The 19041-nt window shown below is 61.5% G+C and carries 16 protein-coding genes and 1 pseudogene; 4 read left to right on the top strand and 13 right to left on the bottom strand.

The annotated features are described in order from the left end of the window. Window positions 1-5 precede the first annotated feature (5 nt). Both BLU46_RS26155 and BLU46_RS33090 read right to left on the bottom strand, forming a co-directional pair. Entirely contained in the window at window positions 6-2165 is a 2160-nt protein-coding gene (locus BLU46_RS26155) for a mechanosensitive ion channel family protein (protein WP_093207692.1), read from the bottom strand. Window positions 2166-2237: 72 nt separating this feature from the next. Beyond that, window positions 2238-2414, bottom strand: coding sequence for a hypothetical protein (locus BLU46_RS33090; RefSeq protein ID WP_003219760.1), 177 nt, complete (start codon window positions 2412-2414; stop codon window positions 2238-2240). A gap of 176 nt (window positions 2415-2590) precedes the next feature. Here BLU46_RS33090 and yegS point away from each other — a divergent pair. After that, a pseudogene (gene yegS, locus BLU46_RS26160) lies at window positions 2591-3515 on the top strand (lipid kinase YegS); the annotation flags it as partial. Here the strand turns inward: yegS and BLU46_RS26165 are convergent. From BLU46_RS26165 to BLU46_RS26175, 3 genes are all read right to left on the bottom strand, one after another. After that, window positions 3477-4136 (bottom strand): response regulator transcription factor, encoded by a 660-nt coding sequence (locus BLU46_RS26165; protein WP_093210198.1) that lies wholly within the window; start codon window positions 4134-4136, stop codon window positions 3477-3479. The pseudogene yegS and the gene BLU46_RS26165 overlap by 39 nt on opposite strands. Next, complete coding sequence (locus BLU46_RS26170) at window positions 4133-5026, bottom strand: sensor histidine kinase (protein ID WP_093207694.1); 894 nt, start codon at window positions 5024-5026, stop codon at window positions 4133-4135. Before BLU46_RS26170 ends, BLU46_RS26165 begins: the two co-directional genes overlap by 4 nt. Window positions 5027-5346: 320 nt before the next feature. Then, entirely contained in the window at window positions 5347-5793 is a 447-nt protein-coding gene (locus BLU46_RS26175) for a hypothetical protein (protein ID WP_063033928.1), read from the bottom strand. A 552-nt stretch (window positions 5794-6345) separates the two neighbouring features. Between BLU46_RS26175 and BLU46_RS26180 the strand changes: the two genes are divergently transcribed. Then, entirely contained in the window at window positions 6346-7281 is a 936-nt protein-coding gene (locus BLU46_RS26180) for a chemotaxis protein CheV (protein ID WP_017479493.1), read from the top strand. Window positions 7282-7320: 39 nt separating this feature from the next. Continuing rightward, window positions 7321-8127 (top strand): MOSC domain-containing protein, encoded by an 807-nt coding sequence (locus BLU46_RS26185; protein WP_063028336.1) that lies wholly within the window; start codon window positions 7321-7323, stop codon window positions 8125-8127. Window positions 8128-8192: 65 nt separating this feature from the next. On the opposite strand, the gene ppnP is transcribed toward BLU46_RS26185, so the two are convergent. From ppnP to BLU46_RS26230, 8 genes are all read right to left on the bottom strand, one after another. Beyond that, complete coding sequence (gene ppnP / locus BLU46_RS26190) at window positions 8193-8477, bottom strand: pyrimidine/purine nucleoside phosphorylase (protein ID WP_003183665.1); 285 nt, start codon at window positions 8475-8477, stop codon at window positions 8193-8195. Window positions 8478-8525: 48 nt separating this feature from the next. After that, entirely contained in the window at window positions 8526-9068 is a 543-nt protein-coding gene (locus BLU46_RS26195) for an exonuclease domain-containing protein (protein ID WP_063028338.1), read from the bottom strand. Between the two features lie 71 nt (window positions 9069-9139). After that, window positions 9140-11074 (bottom strand): acetyl/propionyl/methylcrotonyl-CoA carboxylase subunit alpha, encoded by a 1935-nt coding sequence (locus tag BLU46_RS26200; RefSeq protein WP_093207697.1) that lies wholly within the window; start codon window positions 11072-11074, stop codon window positions 9140-9142. Window positions 11075-11916: 842 nt separating this feature from the next. Further along, complete coding sequence (locus BLU46_RS26210; RefSeq protein ID WP_093207700.1) at window positions 11917-12690, bottom strand: enoyl-CoA hydratase/isomerase family protein; 774 nt, start codon at window positions 12688-12690, stop codon at window positions 11917-11919. Further along, window positions 12687-13844, bottom strand: coding sequence for a citronellyl-CoA dehydrogenase (gene atuD / locus BLU46_RS26215; protein WP_093207703.1), 1158 nt, complete (start codon window positions 13842-13844; stop codon window positions 12687-12689). Before atuD ends, BLU46_RS26210 begins: the two co-directional genes overlap by 4 nt. 71 nt (window positions 13845-13915) lie before the next feature. Then, complete coding sequence (gene atuC / locus BLU46_RS26220) at window positions 13916-15532, bottom strand: geranyl-CoA carboxylase subunit beta (RefSeq protein ID WP_093207706.1); 1617 nt, start codon at window positions 15530-15532, stop codon at window positions 13916-13918. Between the two features lie 3 nt (window positions 15533-15535). Next, window positions 15536-16408 carry an SDR family oxidoreductase gene (locus BLU46_RS26225; protein ID WP_063028348.1) on the bottom strand — a complete coding sequence of 291 codons (873 nt, stop codon included), beginning with the start codon at window positions 16406-16408 and terminating at the stop codon, window positions 15536-15538. 12 nt (window positions 16409-16420) lie between these two features. Then, window positions 16421-18199 carry an acyclic terpene utilization AtuA family protein gene (locus BLU46_RS26230; protein ID WP_093207709.1) on the bottom strand — a complete coding sequence of 593 codons (1779 nt, stop codon included), beginning with the start codon at window positions 18197-18199 and terminating at the stop codon, window positions 16421-16423. A 155-nt stretch (window positions 18200-18354) separates the two neighbouring features. Between BLU46_RS26230 and BLU46_RS26235 the strand changes: the two genes are divergently transcribed. Further along, on the top strand, window positions 18355-18978 hold the full coding sequence (locus tag BLU46_RS26235) for a TetR/AcrR family transcriptional regulator (protein WP_017479484.1): 624 nt from the start codon (window positions 18355-18357) through the stop codon (window positions 18976-18978). The last annotated feature ends 63 nt before the right edge of the window (window positions 18979-19041 follow it).

The raw sequence follows: 19041 nt of genomic DNA on the forward strand, positions 1-19041 counted from the left end.
CGTGCTTATTCCTTCTCCTGCACGCCCCCCGCCGCTGTCACTACTTGCACGCTCAAGCGCGGGGTGGCCAGGTCCAGCCCGGCTTCATCGAGGTGACGCTTGAGCGACAAGTTGAACGCCCGCGAAACTTCCCACTGCTTGATCGGCGCGGTCTTGAAGCGGGCGCGAAGAATCGCACTGCCGGACTCGAAACTTTCTACACCCTGAATCTCCAGCGGCGACCAGATATTGCGCCGTTGCAACGGGTCGTTGCGCATCTTCTGCCCGACGTCGCGCATCAGCTTGATGGCGTCGTCGATTTCCATGTTGTAGGGAATCGCCACCCGGAAGATCGCGTAGCCGAATTCCCGGGAGTAGTTCTTGATGCTTTTGATCTCACTGAACGGGATGGTGTGCACGATCCCGTCGATGTCCCGCAGGCGCACGGTACGGATGGTCAAGCCTTCGACCGTACCCAGGTGCCCGCCGACATCCACGTAGTCATCAATCGCCAGGGAGTCTTCGATAATGATGAACAGGCCGGTGATCAAGTCCGCCACCAGCGACTGCGCACCAAAACCGATGGCCAGGCCGATCACACCGGCACCCGCCAGCAGCGGCGTGACGTTCATGCCCATGTTCGCCAGGGCGACGATGGCGGCAATGATGAAGATGGTCACGAACAGCACGTTGCGGATCAACGGCATCATCGTCTGCGCACGCGCATTGGCCAGGCCTTTGCGCGAGCGGGTGAGGGCGTGGTGGATGGCGGTGTCGCTGAGGATCCAGATCAGCCAGGCGAACAGCAACGTACCGGCAAGGCCGAACAGCTTGACGCTGATTTCATGGCCATCGCCTTCGGTAAAGCGGATCAGCGACAGGCCCCAGACCCGCAGGCCCAGTTCGATAAACACCAGCCACACCACGAGATGGGCGAGGGTGTAGACGAAGCTTTTCAGGCGATCGGAGTACAGCGCATGGCGCTTGTGCCCACGCTGGGGCTTGAGGGAGTGGCGGCGCACCAGGCCGTTGATCACCATGCACAGCACCAGCAACACCGTGCACAACAACGACTGGCGCAGGGCGGTGCTGGTGTCGCCGGCGGAGACGAAGGTGGCGAACAGCGAGATGCCCACCAGCAGCAGCGCCGGCAGGTACCAGAAGGTGCCGACGATCTCGATGGTGTCGCTCAGGGCGCGGCGGGTCAGGCGGCGGGACAGCGGCTGATTGCGGATCAGGTGCGCAATGGGCCGGCGGAAACGCAGGATGAAAACGCCAGTGGACAGCGCGGCCATGACATTGGCGATGGTCGCGGCGACATGGGACAAATGCTGGCCCAGGCTCTCGGCCAGGCGCGGGTCGCTGACGGCTTCGCCAAAGGCGGCAAAGCTGCCGATCAGCCACAGCGGCCGAAAGGCCTGGTGGCGCAGGATGTACAGCGCGCGATGGCGGTGTGGGCCGTCGAGCACGGAAAACGCGACCACGCAGATCGCCGAGAAGCAGGTGCCCACCACCAGCGCATAGGCCAGCACCATCGCCAGGGATTTGCCGAGGGACGAGGGCAGCGCGTAACTCATGTAGACGGTGATCACCAGCGCGATCAGCCATGGGCCGAGCTTGCGCAAGGCAAAGCGCAGCAGGTCCCAGGTCTTGGGGTGCTGCGGCAGCTCTTCGGTCAGGCCGAAGCGCTCGCGCACCCGGTGGCTGAGCCAGATCAGGATCGCTGCCAGCAGGCTCCAGAGCATCAGGATCATGGCAAAGGCAAAGATGATCGGCAGCCATTCACTGGCCGGCAGCATCAGTGCGGTGAGTTCGTCCCTGGCCTGGTCGAACTCGCTGGACCAGCGATTGATCGGGCTGTCGGCGCCGGAGAACTGTTGCTCCAGGCTCGACAGGGTGCCGCCGATCAAACCGAGCACACCCAGTTCGGCGGCGGGCTGGGCCTTTTGTGTGGTTTCCCGGAGCTTTTTCAGGTCGCTCAGCAGCTTGGTGCGCTGCTGGTCGTTCTCCAGGGTCTTGATCACCTCGTCCAGGGACTGGCCCAACGGGACGTCGGCTTGCGGCTGGGTTTTGGTGTTGCTGCCCAGCAGCCCCGGCAGGCTCACAGCGTGGGCAGGCGCCATGGGCAGCAGGGTCAGCAGGCAGATAAGCAGGCAACAGGGCAGGGCAAACAGACGGGCAAGCACGAGGCGGTCAACCTTAAAAACGACGAATTGACCGAGTGTACGAGGCCGTCCTGTGCAATGCGAGTGAGATTGTCATTCCGCGAGTTTGGCGAGGATCTTGTAAACCACGGTGCCGAGGATCAGCAGCATGCCGATCCACATGCCGAACACACCGATCGGTTTGTCGCGGAAGTTGAAGCCGATGGCCAGGAGGATCATGCCGGTCAGGATGGGGATGAGCATGGAGTGGAAGGCGGACATGGTGATCATGGTGCGACGGCCTTGTCGGGTGGGAATAGGTATAAGTCTAGGTCGATTTTGCCCAGTGCGAGTTGATCAGTGTCAGAAACGCTACAAACCCCGGTTAATTTCTACATTCGATGGCTTTTTTTCGATTGGCCACGGTCAACATCCCTCAGGAACCTTAAACCCAGGAGCATTCATCCATGAGCACACCCAAGGCACTGTTGATTCTGCACGGCAAGCAAGCCCTCAACGAAGAGGTGCGGGCTGCAGTGCAGGGCAAGCGCGAACAGGGTTGGGAGTTGGCCGTGCGGGTGACATGGGAGGGTGGCGATGCCCAGCGGTTTGTCGATCAGGCCCTCGCCGATGGCTACACGCGGCTGATTGCCGGCGGCGGTGACGGCACGCTGCGGGATGTGGCCGAGGCCATGGCCCGGGCCAAGACCGAGGCCAGCCTAGTGCTGATGCCCCTCGGCACCGCCAATGATTTTGCCCGCGCCGCCGGTGTGCCACTGGAGCCTGGGCAGGCCCTGGACTTGCTGGACGCGCCGGCCCGTGCCATCGACCTGGGCGAGGTGGGTGGGCAGATCTTCCTTAATATGGCCACCGGCGGATTTGGCAGCCAGGTCACCGCCAACACCTCCGAAGACCTGAAGAAAGTCCTCGGCGGCGCAGCCTACCTGTTCACCGGCCTGTCACGCTTCAGCGAGTTGCGTGCGGCCTACGGCGAATTGCAGGGCCCTGACTTTCACTGGCGCGGCGAGCTACTGGCCTTGGGTATCGGCAACGGGCGCCAGGCCGGTGGCGGTCATGTGTTGTGCCCCGGTGCCCTGGCCGATGATGGTTTGTTGGATATCAGCATCTTGCCGGCGCCCCAGGAAGTGGTCGGCACCCTGCGTAGCCTGATGACGGACGGTTGGGGCCTGGACAACATGTTCGTGCGTGCGCGTTTGCCGTGGGTCGAAATCAAGGTCGCCGAAGGGCTGGCGATCAATCTGGACGGCGAGCCGCTCCAGGGTGATGACTTGCACTTTTCGGCCTTGCCCCAGGCGCTGCGCGTGCATTTGCCGGTGGATTCGCCGTTGCTGACTAATCGTCCAGGCTGATGATCTGTTCGCGCACCGCGAACAACACCAGGCCTGCCACATCAAAAATCTGCAGGCGCTTCATGATCTGCGAACGGTGGGCTTCCACGGTCTTGATGCTCAAACCCAGGCCATGGGCGATTTCCCGGGTGGACTTGCCGCGCACGATCAAACGCAGGATTTCCAGCTTGCGTGCCGTCAGGTTATGGCTGTGGGGCGGCGGGTTGGCCTGGGCCTGATTGCGAATCAGCGCCTGGTTGATCACCGTGTGGGCGATGGCCGGGCTCAGGTAGCGTTCGTTGTTGCGCAAGGCCAGCAGCGCGTGTTCCAGCTCGTTGGCCGTGGTGTCCTTGAGCAGATAGCCATGGGCGCCGGATTCCAGGGCGCACATGATCAGCTCCGGGTCGGTATGCATCGACAGGATCAGCACTTTGCTCTTCGGGTAGGCGCGCTTGAGTTCCTTGAGCGCGTCGAGCCCGCCGGTGTGTTTCATCGACAGGTCGAGCAGCACGATGTCGGGTTGCAGCGCGTCGAAGCGCTCCAGCAACTGGGCGCCGTCGCTCGCTTCGCCGATCACCGCGTAGCCGGGAATATCCATGACCAGCGCACGCACGCCGGCCCTGATCAGGGAGTGGTCATCCACCAGGAGTAAGTTGCACGTCACTCTAGAACCTTATGGGGGTTGGCCCGTTCGAGGGCACGGGGCGCCCAGGGGAAAAGCGCTTCAATCCTTGTGCCAAAGCCTGGCCGGCTATTGACAGACAATGTGCCGCCCAACTGATCAATCCGCTCGGACATGCCAGCCATGCCCCGTTGACCTTCCTGGGCGGGGTTGATGGCGGGCGAAAAGCCCAGGCCGTCATCGCTGATAAACAGTGACAGGCCTTCCGGCAGGCGTTGCAGGCGCACCAGCAGGTTGCGTGCCTGGGCATGGCGCAACATGTTGGTGACGGCTTCCTGGGTAATGCGAAAGGCGGCAACGGCCATTTCTTCCGGGATGCCGGTGAGCCGTTGATGGCATTCCAGGCTCCAGTTTACCTGGGTGTTTTCCAGGGTCTTGAGCAGGTGCGCCCGCAGGCTCGCCTCCAGCCCCAGGCTCGCCAACTGACGAGGATTGAGGATGGCCGACACGTCCTGCACCTTGGCCAGGGTTTCGTTCAGGGTGTTGCACAGCACTGCGCAATGGCCTTGCAGGTCTTCCGGCAGGCGGCGTTTGAGCCATTCACTTTGCAGCTTGGCGGCGGTCAACAGTTGGCCGATATCGTCGTGCAATTCACGGCTCAGGCGATGCCGTTCGTTTTCCTGGACCTGCAACAGACGTTCGGCCAGTTCCTGGGGCTGGAACTTGATGGACTTGCGTGAGCGCCACTGTTGCAGGCCCACCACCAACAGGGTGGCCAGGTTCAATAACAGCAGGGCTAAAGGAAGTTCGGCCGAGCGTGCATAAGCCCACAGGCTAAGCAGGCACGAACACAGGCAGAGCGCGAGGGTCATCCTGCGTGCATTGCTTCGGGACACGGACCTTGCGATGAGTGACTTCAGGCTGGCGTACATAGGAGGCGCATTTCACGTTTATATGCATCATGAAGTTGAGTCACTTCGAGCGGGGCATGGTACCACCACTATTACCGTTGGTCGCCTTTCGCCGAGCGTGATGAGGCGTATTAATCACGGCTGCGCCTCGGGAGGTAGTCCCGGAGTTCAAAGAGTGGGGGAGTTGTATCATTGAAGTTGTTTTGTATCGGTATTGTCGTTAATGGCTTATTGATATTTTTCGGCTAACGACTACGTCATTTGTGATTAGTTGTGGCTGTCGTTTTTGGATAAGGCAGTGATTGAATGCGACATTTTTGCCGGATAAATGCGAAGAGGACTCAAAAGGCGTAGGGCATGCGTTGCTGTTGTGTGTAGCCAAAGTCGCTTTGCGGGATGTGTTGGACGACGGTGGCAATCAATACGGTTTGTTCGGTTTCATCCAGGCTGAGTTTGCCGGTTTTGGTGTCGATCAACTCCAGTTGCCAGGCCAGCAATGTGAGGCAGTTGTGCAATGCATCAAGTGCTTCGTCATGCAGCTGCAAGGGGCTGGCGGCATTGCTGATCAGGTACTGGATATGCCGTGAAAACTCGCTGATCGCCCGCAGGGCCAAGGCTTCCGACTTGTCCGAGAGCTTGATCAGGCTGGCTTTCATGCAGTCGATGGCGTCGCTGTCGTTGCGGATCAAATGCAGGTGGCTCAAGCATTCTTCAGACTTGGCCAGCAACATTTCCGCTTCGAGCAGGAACTCGGGCAGTGCAAGTTGCCACTCTTTGCCGTCGTTCATCATGCAAGTCTCCATAACATACCGTCGGATGATGAGATGTCGCACCGGGTGAATGGCGTAAAACTACCGCTGAAATATGACGAAGATCTGTAGGTCAGATCCGACTTTTCAGTAGGACATTTATTTGAATAACGATCAGGCTCGTCCGGGCCCCCCATAATCTTCAGGGTTGTTCGCACAACTTCTTCGGTTGCCAAGACGTAAGTCTCTGGACGACCCGTAGGCCGCGGGCTTGCGATAGCAAACAAAAGCCTGACTCCATTCATGCAATGAGAATGGCGTCACATTAATGGCTATTAGATATCGCGAATATCAGGTTGGTCCTGATTGTGGATAGGGGAATCCCTTACATAGGGGAACCTCGCGCTGACTTTACGGTCACGCGGCGGCGGTGATAGGCGTTGTGTTGAAGCTGGCTCAGTAAAGCATGATGTCAGTGTGACATCAATGGATTTGCATGGCATTTTAGTGGGGGGTCAAGGTCCGGCGTTTGCCGCCGATAACCCTCTTCAGTGACCAGCACTATCCATCCGCTAAACCCAGGAGTCTTTAATGGCCGGCATTCTCGACACGGTAGATCAACGCACACAATTGGTGGGTGAGAATCGCCTGGAGATCCTCATGTTTCGCCTGGCCGGGCGGCAGCTGTTCGCGATCAACGTGTTCAAGGTGCAGGAAGTGCTGCAATTGCCCAAGTTGACCCTGATGCCCCAGCGCCATCCGTTTGTCTGCGGTGTGGTCAACCTGCGTGGCCAGACGTTGCCGGTCATCGACCTGTCCCAGGCGATTGGCATGCGTCCGCTGATTCCGGGGCCCAACAGCACCATTATTGTCACCGAGTACAACCGTTCGGTGCAGGCATTCCTGGTGGGCGGTGTCGACCGCATCGTCAACATGAACTGGGAGGCAATCCTGCCACCCCCGGCGAGTGCCGGGCGCCAGCATTACCTGACGGCCATCAGCAAGGTCGACGACCAGTTGGTGGAAATCATCGACGTGGAAAAAGTCCTCGCCGAAATCGTGCCCTACAACGCCAAGGTTTCCCGCGAGAAACTCGAAGACCCGGTGCTGGAACGCGCCCGCGGCCGTGAAGTGCTGCTGGTGGATGACTCCAACGTCGCCCTTTCGCAACTGCGTGACACCCTCGGCCAGTTGGGGGTGAAGATGCACATTGCCAGCGATGGCCTCAAAGCGCTGAACATGCTCAAGGGGTGGGCCGACAGCGGCCAGGTGATGACCGACAAGCTGTTGATGATCTTCACCGACGCCGAAATGCCCGAGATGGACGGCTACCGCCTGACCACCGAGATTCGCAATGACCCGCGCCTGCGTGGCCTGTACGTGGTGTTGCACACGTCGTTGTCCGGTAGCTTCAACGATTCGATGGTGAAGAAGGTCGGCTGCGACAACTTCCTCTCCAAGTTCCAGCCCGACAAGTTGGTGGACGTGGTGCGTCAGCGCCTGATGCTGGACGAAGTACCGGCTTGAGCTTAGGGTGACGGCTTTACCCCTCAGGAATGCAGGCCCATGCTTCGTCTCAGCGCGTTGTACCGATACCCCTTGAAGTCCGGCAAGGGTGAAACCTTGCAGCAGATTGGCCTGGACACACTCGGGCTCGACGGGGATCGACGCTGGATGTTGGTGGATGAGGCCAGCGGGCGTTTCCTGACCCAGCGCGCCGTGGCCAAAATGAGCCAGCTGTCGGCGTTGTGGAATAGCGCCGGTGGCCTGACCTTGAGCGCCGAAGGCCAACCTGCCCTCGACGTGCCACTGCCCGGAAGCGAGGCCGAGTTGCGCGGCGTGACCATCTGGCGCGACACCTTGCGCGTGCCCGATGCCGGTGATGAGGCGGGCGCCTGGGTCAGCGAATTCATCGGCAAACCCACGCGCCTGGTGCAAGTGCCGCTGGCGCGTGCGCGCACCACCGAGGCCGGCTACGGCAAGGACGATGACAAGGTTGCATTTGCCGATGGTTTTCCGTTGCTGCTGATCGGCCAGGCGTCCCTGGATGACTTGTCCCAACGGGTCGGTCGACCCATGGAAATGCTGCGTTTCCGTCCCAACCTGGTGATCGAAGGCAGCGAAGCGTTTGCCGAGGACGGCTGGAAGCGGGTACGGATTGGCGATGTAGAGTTCCGCGTGGTCAAGTCCTGCTCACGCTGCATCCTGACCACCATCGACCCGGCGAGCGGCGAACGCAGCGCCGACCGTGAACCGCTGGCCACCCTCAAGACCTATCGTGAGCACGAGGGCGATGTGATGTTCGGCCAGAACCTGGTCAACGATGGGGTGGGCCGCCTGGAAGTCGGTATGCCGGTGACTGTCCTGGAGTAAGCAACCCTGAAATGAAAAATGCCCGTCTCGCAAGAGACGGGCATTTTTTATGGCCGGCGTAAAGATCAGCCGCGGTATTCGCACAGGTAAGCCGTGTCGACCGCTACCTTCAACTGGAACTTGCTGTTGGCTGGCACGTTGAACTGGCTGCCGGCGGCGAAGGTTTCCCAGTCGGTGCTGTCTGGCAGCTTGACGGTCAGCGCGCCCGACACCACGTGCATGATTTCACGCTGGGCGGTGCCGAATTCGTATTCACCCGGGGCCATGACGCCGATGGTCGCCGGACCTTCTGCAGTGCCGAAAGCGATCGACTTGACGGTGCCGTCGAAGTACTCGTTGACTTTAAACATGGGCGAATCCTCGGAAAAAGGGTCAAGAAAGGTCGGCCAGTATGCCTTCTACGCGGGCAAAATCAACGGCAGCAGCCGTGCGGTGTTGCGCGCATCTTCCAGCGCCCGATGCTGTTGGCCATGGAACTGCATGCCCGCCAGTTGCAGCGCGCCGTTGAGCCCCAGAGGCTTGTCCAGGCGCCGAGCCTTGGCGAAGCGCTGCTTGAGGTTCACGTGGGGCGTCTGGCCCAGCACGCTGCTCAAGCCATGGCGCTGCCACTCCAGCTCCAGTTGCTGGCGGTCGTAGTCGCCCCAGCTCGCCCAGCCTTCCAGGCGCGCCTGGTGTTGACCGAGCCAGCGTTCGAACAACGGCCACACCTCATTCAACGGCGCGGCAGCATCGATGTTCGCTTGGGTGATGTGGGTCAACTGGCGGCAGAACGGCGTCAGCAACGGCCTGCGCAACGGCCGCACGAAACGCTGGAAATGATCCAGCTCACGGCCCTGGCGGTTGACCAGGCTCACGCCGATTTCGATGATTTCCATCTCGGTCACGGGCCACCCGCCTTCATCCGTTGTGGCTTCAAGATCAATAATCAGCCAATGAGGCATCGCAGGTTCCCGTACTCTTCCCGTCCTGATGGGGATAGAGCGTAGCTAAGCCTGCTAGTTCCGCCCAGGGCTTACTCGATCTCCAGCAAAATCTGACGGATCCTGACCTGATCTCCCGCAACCGCCTGGATTCGCTTGACCACACCACCCATGCCGGCCTTGAGGGGGTGCTCCATTTTCATCGCTTCCAGCACCAGCAATAGCTGGCCCTGGGTAACTGAATCGCCTTCGCTGACCCGTACCTCGACAATTGCCCCATCCATCGGCGCCTTGACCGTGCCGTCGCCGGCCTCGGCCTGGCGGGCGGCAACGGCTTGTGTGCGGTTATCGATGCACACACCAGGCAGCCAGAGCCGGGTGCCTTGCTGGTGGTAGGCGATGCGACGGCGAATGCCGTTGACCACGGCGGTGGCCCAGCGTCCGTCGGTGGTGAGGTCGCGTATTTCGACGGCGTGCTGATCAATGTCGACCTGCAGGCAATTGTCCGCCAGCACAGTGAGGCTGATTGCCCGGGGCTCATCCTGTTCGGCCAGTTGATAACGCCACGGCACGCTGGCGTTGTTGCGCCAGCCGGATAATGGCTTGGCGTGAGCGTTGGCGCTGTGCTGGTAAAACAGCGCGGCGGCCAATGCCAATTCTTCGTGGGTCGCGTGGGTTCGGGCGATGTCGTTGAAATGCTCGGCGATAAAGCCGGTGCTGAAGTCAGCGGCGACAAACCGGGGATGCTTGAGCAGGCTGGCCAGCAGGCGCTGGTTGGTGGATACGCCGAGCAGTACGCAGTCTTCCACGGCCCTTACCAATTTGCGCCGAGCCTCTTCGCGGGTGGCGCCGTGGGCGATGATCTTGCCCAGCATCGGGTCGTAGAACGGGCTGATGCGTTGGCCTTCCAGCACGCCATGATCGATGCGCACACCGGCCGCCGGCTCCCAGCGCAGCACGTCGCCGGTTTGCGGCAGGAAGCCCTGGGCCGGGTCTTCGGCGTACAGGCGCACTTCCATGGCGTGGCCGTTGAGGGTCACTTGGTCTTGGCGCAGGGGCATGGGCTCACCAGCGGCGATGTGCAGTTGCCAGGCGACGAGGTCGAGGCCGGTGATCAGTTCGGTGACCGGGTGTTCGACCTGGAGGCGGGTGTTCATTTCCAGGAAGTAGAAGTTGCCGTTGCGGTCGAGGAGGAATTCGACGGTGCCGGCACCGACGTAATTGACGGCGCGGGCGGCCTTGAGGGCGGCTTCGCCCATGGCTTGGCGTAGCTCGCCGGTCATGACGGGGCAGGGGGCTTCTTCGATGATTTTTTGATGGCGGCGCTGGATCGAGCAGTCGCGTTCGCCGAGGTAGATCAGGTTGCCGTGGGTGTCGCCGAACAGCTGGATTTCGACGTGACGGGGGTCGATCAGGGCTTGTTCGAGGATCAGTTCGGCGCTGCCGAAGGCGTTTTGCGCTTCGGAGCGGGCGGTGCGCAGGTGTTCCAGCAGGGTGTCGGGGCTGTGCACCAGGCGCATGCCGCGACCGCCGCCGCCGGCGCTGGCCTTGATCATCAGGGGATAGCCGATGTGGGCGGCTTGTTGTTGCAGGGTTGGGTCGTCCTGGTCGGGGCCTTGGTAGCCTTTGATGCAGGGGACGCCGGCGTTGAGCATGGCGAGTTTTGAGAGGCGTTTGCTGCCCATCAATTCGATGGCTTCGGGGCTGGGGCCGATGAAGGTCAGGCCGGCGTTTGCGCAGACGCGGGCGAAGTCGGGGTTTTCGGAGAGGAAGCCGTAGCCGGGGTGGATGGCGTCGGCGCCGGTGCGGTGGGCGGCGTTGAGGATGGCTTCGATGTTCAGGTAGGACTGGGTGACCGGGGCGGGGCCGATGTTGATGGCTTCGTCGGCCATCTGGACGTGCAGGGCTTCGGTGTCGGCTTCGCTGTAGATCGCTACCGTGCGGTAGCCCAGGGATTGGGCGGTGCGCTGGATGCGGCAGGCGATTTCGCCGCGGTTGGCGATCAGGATTTTGTTGAACATCGGCATGGTGGTGGTCCTTGGCTTGTCGGGTACATATCCGTTTCTTCGGTAACGGCCGCTTATGGTTCCGCTCTTACAGCGGGTCACTTTTGAAAAGCGCAAAAGTAACCAAAACGCTCTGCCCCGCCTGTCGGCGCCTCGCTGTGGCTCGGCGTTCCCTCACTCCGGCACTGCTCCGCGGGCCGCCGCGACGGGCCATCCATGGCCCGGCGCGGCTAAACCGGCGTCCTGCCGGTTTACCCGCTCCGCACTGCCTGCGTTCGGCCTCGGGCTTATTGGGGCAGTCAGATCAAGATCAAAAGCAAGAGCACAGCGGCCTCCCGGCCGGCTTGAGTGTTAAAAGCAAAGGCAAGATCCAGAGCGAAAGCCAAATCTGAAGCTGATGCAGCTCTGCTTTTCTGTGGGAGCTGGCTTGCCTGCGATGCAGACACCTCGGTTCTTCAGATACACCGAGGTGATGCCATCGCAGGCAAGCCAGCTCCCACATTTGGACCGTGCCCGCTTTAGCTTTTGATTTTGCTCTTCAACACTCAAGCCGGCCGGGAGGCCGCTGTGCTCTTGATCTGCTTTTGATCTTGATCTTAGGCGCCCCGTTAAACCACGCTGGCCGAACGCAGGCTTTGGAGCGTGGGTAACCTGGCAGGACGCCAGGTTAGCCGTCCTGGGCCATGGATGGCCCATCGCGGCGGCCCACGGTCCAAAGCCGGAGTGAGGGCACACCGAGCCTAAGCGAGGTGCCGAGTGGTGGGGCAAGAGCGTTTTGCTTACTTTTGCGCTTTTCAAAAGTGAGCCGCTGTAAGAGCGGAACCAATAGCGGCCATCACCGCAGAAACGGATATGCCCCCCATTCATCGCGCCCACCGAGGCTTGCGCTTCTGCACAAAAGCCTGAGTCCCCTCAACCCCTTCCTCCCCGCTAACCGCCTCGGCAAACCATTCAGCCGCCTGGTCCAGCAACGGCCCCAAAGCCTGCTCACCACTGGCCAAGACCAACGCCTTGGTCCGCGCATTAGCCCCCGGAGCAGAGCGCAAAACCTGCCCCAACACCTCATCCACGCGCTCCGCCAACGCCTGGGAATCGTGCTCCACAAAATGCACCAACCCCAACCGCAGCGCCTCAACCCCATCAAACCGCGCCGCCGTCAAAGCCAACCGCCGCGCCTGAGTCAACCCGATACGCTTCACCACAAACGGCGCAATCTGCGCCGGCAACAACCCAAGGCTGGTCTCCGGCAACCCAAACTGCGCCTGATGATCCGCAATCGCCACATCACTGACACACACCAACCCAAACCCACCCCCCAACACGGCGCCCTGAAGCACCACAATCACCACCTGCGGCAGCGCCTCAACCTCCTGCAACAGTGTGCCAAACGCCCGGTTCAACGCCTGCAACCCACCCGTGGTCCCAGCGCGCGCCATGTCCTTCACATCCCCGCCGGCCGAAAAATGCCCACCGGCGCCACTGATAACTACCGCCCGAAAGGCTTTATCCCCGGCCACATCGGCGAGTACCGAACGCAACTCTGTCACCATCTCAAGGCTCATGGCATTGCGGCTGTCAGGCCGATTGAGCGTCACATGCAACACCCCGTTATGCGGCTCCAGCAACAACGTATTCACGACTTTTTCCCCGGCAAGGTGCCCATCAATTTGCAGATGATCCCCAGCATGATCTCGTCCGCCCCACCGCCAATCGACACCAACCGCACATCCCGATAAGCCCGGGCCACCGGGTTGTCCCACATGAATCCCATGCCGCCCCAATATTGCAGACAACTGTCACTCACTTCCCGCCCCAGGCGCCCGGCCTTGAGCTTGGCCATGGAGGCCAGGCGCGTCACGTCCTGGCCCTTGATGTATTGCTCGGTGGCTTGGTACACCAGCGCCCGCAGGCATTCGATTTCGGTGGACAGCTCGGCCAGGCGGAAGTGGATCACCTGGTTGTCGATCAACGCTTTGCCGAAGGTCTTGCGCTCCTTGCAGTACTCGATGGTGCTATCGATGCAGTACTCCAGGCCCTTGACCATATTGGCCGCGCCGAACAGACGTTCTTCCTGGAACTGCAGCATCTGCATCATGAACCCCGCGCCTTCATGGCCGATGCGGTTGCGCTGGGGGATGCGCACGTCGTCGAAAAACACCTGGGCGGTTTCCGAGCTGTGCATGCCGAGCTTTTCCAGGGGCGGGCTGACGCTGATGCCGGGGGTGTTCATCGGCACCATGATCAGCGACTTGTTGATGTGCGGCTTGTCGTCGGAGGTGTTGGCCAGCAGGCAGATAAAGTCGGCGCTCGGTGAATTGGTGATCCACATCTTGCTGCCGTTGATCACATAGTCGGTGCCGTCCTTGCGGGCATGGGTTTTCAGCCCGGCCACGTCGGAGCCGGCGCCGGTTTCCGAGACGCCGATGCAGCCCACTTGTTCGCCGCTGATGGCCGGGCGCAGGAATTCCTCCCGTAGCTCATCGGAGCCGAAGCGGGCGAGGGCCGGGGTGCACATGTCGGTTTGCACGCCAATGGACATCGGGATGCCGCCGCAGCGGATGCTGCCGAATTCTTCGGCGGCGACGATGGAGTAGCTGTAGTCGAGGCCCATGCCGCCGAATTTTTCCGGTTTGGAGATGCCCAGCAAACCGAGGTCGCCGGCCTTGCGGAAGATCTCGTGGATCGGGAAGCGTCCGGCCTTTTCCCATTCATCTACATGCGGGTTGATCTCGCGCTCGACAAAGCCACGGACGGTGCGGCGCAGTTCTTCGTGTTCCTGGGTGAAGATCATTTTTATTGTTCTCCCTATGGGGACGCGGAGCGTCCCGGGCTGCATTCCCACGCGGGGCGTGGGAACGATCATCAAAACCGCGCTGCACCAAAGCTGTTGGGCTGTAGTTGCCGCACTTCGGCCTCGTGGCAGATGTCCAGTAGAAACCCGAGCAAGGTCCGTGTGTCCCGGGGGTCAATCAGCCCGTCGTCCCACAGGTTCGCGCTGCCGTAGAGCGCGGTGGATTGGCTGTCGAGTTTCTGTGCGGTGACCTGTTCGAGCATGTCGAGCACCTTGGGGTCGGGCACCAGGCCGTCTTTCAGTTGCTTGGCTTCGGTGACGATTCGCAGCACTTTGCCCGCCTGGGCGCCACCCATCACGGCGGTGCGGCTGTTGGGCCAGGCGAAGATGAAGCGCGGGTCGAGACCGCGGCCGCACATCGCGTAGTTGCCGGCGCCATAGGAACCACCGACGATGATGGTCAATTTCGGCACCCGGGCATTGGCCACCGCCTGGATCATCTTCGCGCCGTGCTTGATCACGCCTTGTTGTTCCGACTCGGTACCCACCATGAAACCGGTGGTGTTGTGGAAGAACAGCAGCGGCGTCTGGCTCTGGTCGCACAGTTGGATAAATTGCGCGGCCTTGCTCGCGCCCTTCGGGGTGATCGGCCCGTTGTTGCCGATAAAACCGCAGGCGCGACCCTGGATGTGCAAGTGGCCGCAGACGGTGTGCGGGTCGAACTCGCCCTTGAACTCCAGGAAGTTGGAACCATCAGCCAGCCGCGCGAGGATTTCGCGCACGTCGTAGGTTTTTTTCGGATCGTCCGGGATCAGCCCCAATAGCTCTTCAATCGGGTACAACGGCTCGCTATAAGCGCGCTTTGGCACAGGCGGCAAGCGGTCATCCCACGGTAACAGGCTGACGATCTCACGCACGATGCGCACACCGTCAGCGTCGTTTTCCGCCAGGTATTCGGCGGTGCCGGCGGTTTGCGCGTGCATCTCGGCGCCGCCCAGTTCTTCATCGGTGGCGACTTCGCCGGTAGCCGCCTTGAGCAGCGGCGGGCCGGCCAAAAACAGCTTGGCCTTGCCACGCACCACCACCACGTAATCCGACAGCCCCGGCTGATAGGCGCCGCCCGCCGTGGCCGAGCCATGCACCACGGTGATCTGCGGCAACCCCATGGCCGACATCCGCGCCTGGTTGGCGAAGCTGCGTGCGCCTTCGACGAAAATCTCGGCGGCGTAGTTGAGGTTGGCGCCGCCGCTTTCCGCCAGCGTCACCACTGGCAATTTGTTTTCCATGGCGATCTGTTGCAGGCGCAGGGATTTTTTCAGGCCCGAGGGGGAAATGGTTCCACCTTTGATTGCGCTGTTGTTGGCCACCACCAGCATGCGCACGCCGCTGACGTAGCCGATGCCGGCGATCAACCCGCCACCGGCGGCGCTGCCGTCCTTGTCGTCGTGGAGTTTGTAGCCGGCCAGGCTCGCCAGTTCGAAGAACGGCGCGCCAGGGTCCAGCAGCAAATTCAGGCGTTCCCGTGGCAGCAGCTGCCCGCGCTTGTCGAACTTGGCCTTGGCTTCGGCGGCCTTGCTCAGCAGGTTTTGCTCCAGCTGGTGCAGTTGATTGACGCCTGTGAGCAGTGCTTCGCGGTTCTGCGCGAATTGCGGGCTGTGGGCGTCGAGTTGCGAGTCGATCACCGGCATGGCTTATTTCTCCTCCTTGAGCACATCCGGCAAATAAGCCCGGTGGAAACCATTAAAGGACACGCTCGGCGGTTGCGCCTTGTGCAGCGGCCAGGCGCGGCTGCCGAGGCTGGCGGCGCCGTCGATGCGCAAGGTGCTGCCGCTGACGAACGCGGCGGCGGGGCTGAGCAAAAACACAATCGCCGCGCTGACTTCCGATTCGGTGCCGATGCGTTTTAGCGGTACATGCTCGCGCAAGGTCGGGATCACCGCCTTGAACGCGCCTTCGTAAGTATCCATGCCACTCGATGCAATCCAGCCGGGCGCCACGGCGTTGACCCGCACCCCGGCGTAACCCCATTCGAATGCGGCGGTCTTGGTGAAGTTGTCCATGCCCGAACGCGCCGCGCCGGAGTGGCCCATGCCCGGCATGCCGCCCCACATGTCGGCGAGCATGTTGACGATGGACCCGCCGTGTTTGCTCATGCACTGGTTGAACACTTCCCGAGCCATCAGGAATCCGCCCACCAGGTTGGTGCGCAGCACGGTTTCGAAACCCTTCTGGTTGATCGACGCGAGCGGCGAGGGGTACTGGCCGCCGGCATTGTTTACCAGACCATGAATCGGGCCGTGTTCCTGGAGGATCTGGCTGACCAGCGCCTTCACCGCTTCTTCATCACGAATATCGCAGGCCTGCCAACTGGCGCGGCCGCCGTCTTCACTGATCTCCGCCGCGACCGTTTGCAGTTTTTCCGGCTTGCGCCCCACCAGAATCACATGGGCGCCGAGGGCCGCCAGCTCGTGTGCGGTACAGCGGCCAATGCCACTGCCGCCGCCGGTGACGATGATGGTTTGCCCCTGGAACAAGTCGGCTTTGAAGATCGAGTCGAAGGCCACGGCGTGGGTCCTTTAAGTGAATTGATCGGCAATGTGTTGTGGCACGGCAATCGGGATTTCCAGCAGTTGTTGGGCGAAGGCTTTGCCTTGGGGGTCGATGCGCAGGCTGGCAATCCCGCCGCCGCCCAGGGCGTTTTCCAGCAGGAAGTTCAGGCTGTGGCTGCCGGGTAAGTACCAGCGCTCGACACGGCCGTGGATCGGGTCGAGCACGTGGCTCATCCAGTCGACGATCACTTCGGGGGTCAAGGCTTCGGCGATCCACGGCAGGTATTCGGGCTCGCGGGCGATCACCCCGATGTTGCTGTGGTTGCCCTTGTCGCCGGAGCGGGCCACGGCCAGCTTGACCAGCGGCACGTTGGCATCGGCACGGCCTTGGGGTTTGGGCGGATCACTCCGCTCGATTGAAGTGTTCAAGGGTTCGGCGACAGGCAGTTCGTAGGGATGCCGTTCGCCAAGAAAGTCGACCTGCAACTGGCAGGCGCTTTTATCGATCAGGAACGAAAATAGCCGAATCAGCGGGTACACCGTGGGCCGCCCGCCGACGATCCCGGTGAGCCCCGGCGCCATGCCGGTGGCCGCCTGGGCAATTTCCCGGGCGAACAGTACCAATGCCTGTTTGCTCGGATGACGCACCGCCAGTTTCACTACCACTTCGCGGCAGTCCTGACGTTGGGCGTGAGGGCCGTAGGTGGCTTCGCTGCCCAGCAGTTCGATGTTGACGTCGGTGTAGGGCGCCCAGCCGCGCTGGCTGAACAGCTCTGAGGTCTTGCTGATGATCGCCTGGCTGACCCGCTCGGCCTTGGCCACCGCGTCGATCCCGGCAATCAGGCAACTGGCGGTGCAGCGAAAACCGTCCGGGTAAGTGGCGCTGACCTTGTACTGGTCGGTGGGCGGCAGGCCTTTGGCGCCGTGCAGGTGCACGCGGTTTTTGCCTTGTTGCTGGAGCTTTACGTGGCTGAAGTCGCAGATCACGTCGGGCAGCAGGTAGGCGCGCGGGTCGCCGATTTCATACAGCAATTGCTCGGCGACGCTCAGTTCGCTGATCAGCCCGCCAGTGCCGTCGACCTTGCTGACGGTGAACTGGCCATCGGCGCTGACCTCCACAATCGGGAATCCGATGTGTTCGTAGTCCGGCACCTCGCGCCAATCGGTGAAGTTGCCGCCGGTGCACTGGGCCCCACATTCGATGATATGCCCGGCCAATGCCGCCTGGGCCAGGCGGTCGTAATCCTGCCAAGACCAGTTGAATTCATGCACCAGCGCCGCGCTGACCACCGCGCTGTCCACCACACGGCCAGTGATGACGATGTCGGCGCCCAGCTTCAATGCCCGCACGATGCCCGGCGCGCCGAGGTAAGCGTTGGTGGACACGCACATTGGCGGCAAAGGCGCGCCGCTGAACATGTCGGTGATGCCGTGCAGTTGCTTGAACTGCGGTTGCAGGTCATCCCCCAGCAGCACGGCGATCTTCAACGGGATTTGCGCCTGGTCGCAGGCCGCCTGCAACGCGGCGGCGCAGGCCTGGGGGTTGATCCCGCCGGCATTGCTGATCACACGGATGCCCTGGCGCTGGATATCCGCCAGCAGTGGCGTCAGCACCTCGACGAAATCCGTGGCATAGCCGGCCTGGGGATCCTTCATCCGTGCCCCGGCGAGGATCGACAGGGTGACTTCCGCCAAGTAGTCGAACACCAGGTAATCCAGCGCGCCGCCTTCTACCAACTGCGCAGCGGCGGTGCAGGTGTCGCCCCAGAAGGCGCTGGCGCAGCCGATGCGTACCGTCTTGTTCATGGGGCGTCCCTTCCTCTGGTTTGCTGGCACCCACACTACCAAGCAAGCGCTTGGTTTGTAAACTCTGGTCACAACTTTGCCCCAAGCGCTTGCTTGGTTGGCTGCCACGGCCTAAATTGCCGCCCAAGACGTAACCAGAAGTTAAGGAGAGCAGCATGGATGAGCAAAAAGCCCTGCGGGTGATGCGCACCATGGTCGATGCCGGCCAATTGACCGACCCCGACAGTGCCCGTGGCAAGTTGCTGCAAACCGCGGCCCACCTGTTTCGCAACAAGGGCTTTGAGCGCACCACCGTGCGTGACCTGGCCGGCGCGGTCGGGATCCAGTCCGGCAGCATCTTTCATCACTTTAAGAGCAAGGACGAAATCCTGCGGGCGGTGATGGAGGAAACCATCCACTACAACACCGCCCTGATGCGCGCTTCTCTGGCCGAGGCGACCAACGTGCGGGAGCGGGTGTTGGCGCTGATTCGCTGTGAATTGCAGTCGATCATGGGTGGCAGCGGCGAGGCCATGGCGGTGCTGGTGTATGAGTGGCGTTCACTGTCGGCCGAGGGCCAGGCCCAAGTGCTGGCCTTGCGGGATATTTACGAAGATATCTGGTTGCAGGTGCTGGGTGAGGCCAAGGAGGCCGGTTATATCAAGGGCGATGTATTTATCACCCGGCGCTTCCTGACCGGCGCATTATCCTGGACCACCACCTGGTTTCGCGCCCAGGGCAGCATGACCCTGGAGCAACTGGCCGATGAAGCTTTGCTGATGGTTTTGAAAGCTGACTAGTTCGTTCGCGCAAGCTATTAATTGTGTGGCAGAAAGTTGTCTCGCTAGACAAAAACGCCTAGC

The organism is Pseudomonas yamanorum (assembly GCF_900105735.1).
Lineage (GTDB): Bacteria > Pseudomonadota > Gammaproteobacteria > Pseudomonadales > Pseudomonadaceae > Aquipseudomonas > Aquipseudomonas yamanorum.

Coding starts and splice junctions, on each gene's coding strand:
- atuD (WP_093207703.1), bottom strand. CDS start 13,844: ATGATCTTCACCCAGGAACACGAAGAACTGCGCCGCACCGTCCGTGGC.
- BLU46_RS26185 (WP_063028336.1), top strand. CDS start 7,321: ATGCTTCGTCTCAGCGCGTTGTACCGATACCCCTTGAAGTCCGGCAAG.
- BLU46_RS26235 (WP_017479484.1), top strand. CDS start 18,355: ATGGATGAGCAAAAAGCCCTGCGGGTGATGCGCACCATGGTCGATGCC.
- BLU46_RS33090 (WP_003219760.1), bottom strand. CDS start 2,414: ATGATCACCATGTCCGCCTTCCACTCCATGCTCATCCCCATCCTGACC.
- BLU46_RS26170 (WP_093207694.1), bottom strand. CDS start 5,026: ATGTACGCCAGCCTGAAGTCACTCATCGCAAGGTCCGTGTCCCGAAGC.
- ppnP (WP_003183665.1), bottom strand. CDS start 8,477: ATGTTTAAAGTCAACGAGTACTTCGACGGCACCGTCAAGTCGATCGCT.
- BLU46_RS26195 (WP_063028338.1), bottom strand. CDS start 9,068: ATGCCTCATTGGCTGATTATTGATCTTGAAGCCACAACGGATGAAGGC.
- BLU46_RS26200 (WP_093207697.1), bottom strand. CDS start 11,074: ATGCCGATGTTCAACAAAATCCTGATCGCCAACCGCGGCGAAATCGCC.
- BLU46_RS26175 (WP_063033928.1), bottom strand. CDS start 5,793: ATGAACGACGGCAAAGAGTGGCAACTTGCACTGCCCGAGTTCCTGCTC.
- atuC (WP_093207706.1), bottom strand. CDS start 15,532: ATGCCGGTGATCGACTCGCAACTCGACGCCCACAGCCCGCAATTCGCG.
- BLU46_RS26230 (WP_093207709.1), bottom strand. CDS start 18,199: ATGAACAAGACGGTACGCATCGGCTGCGCCAGCGCCTTCTGGGGCGAC.
- BLU46_RS26180 (WP_017479493.1), top strand. CDS start 6,346: ATGGCCGGCATTCTCGACACGGTAGATCAACGCACACAATTGGTGGGT.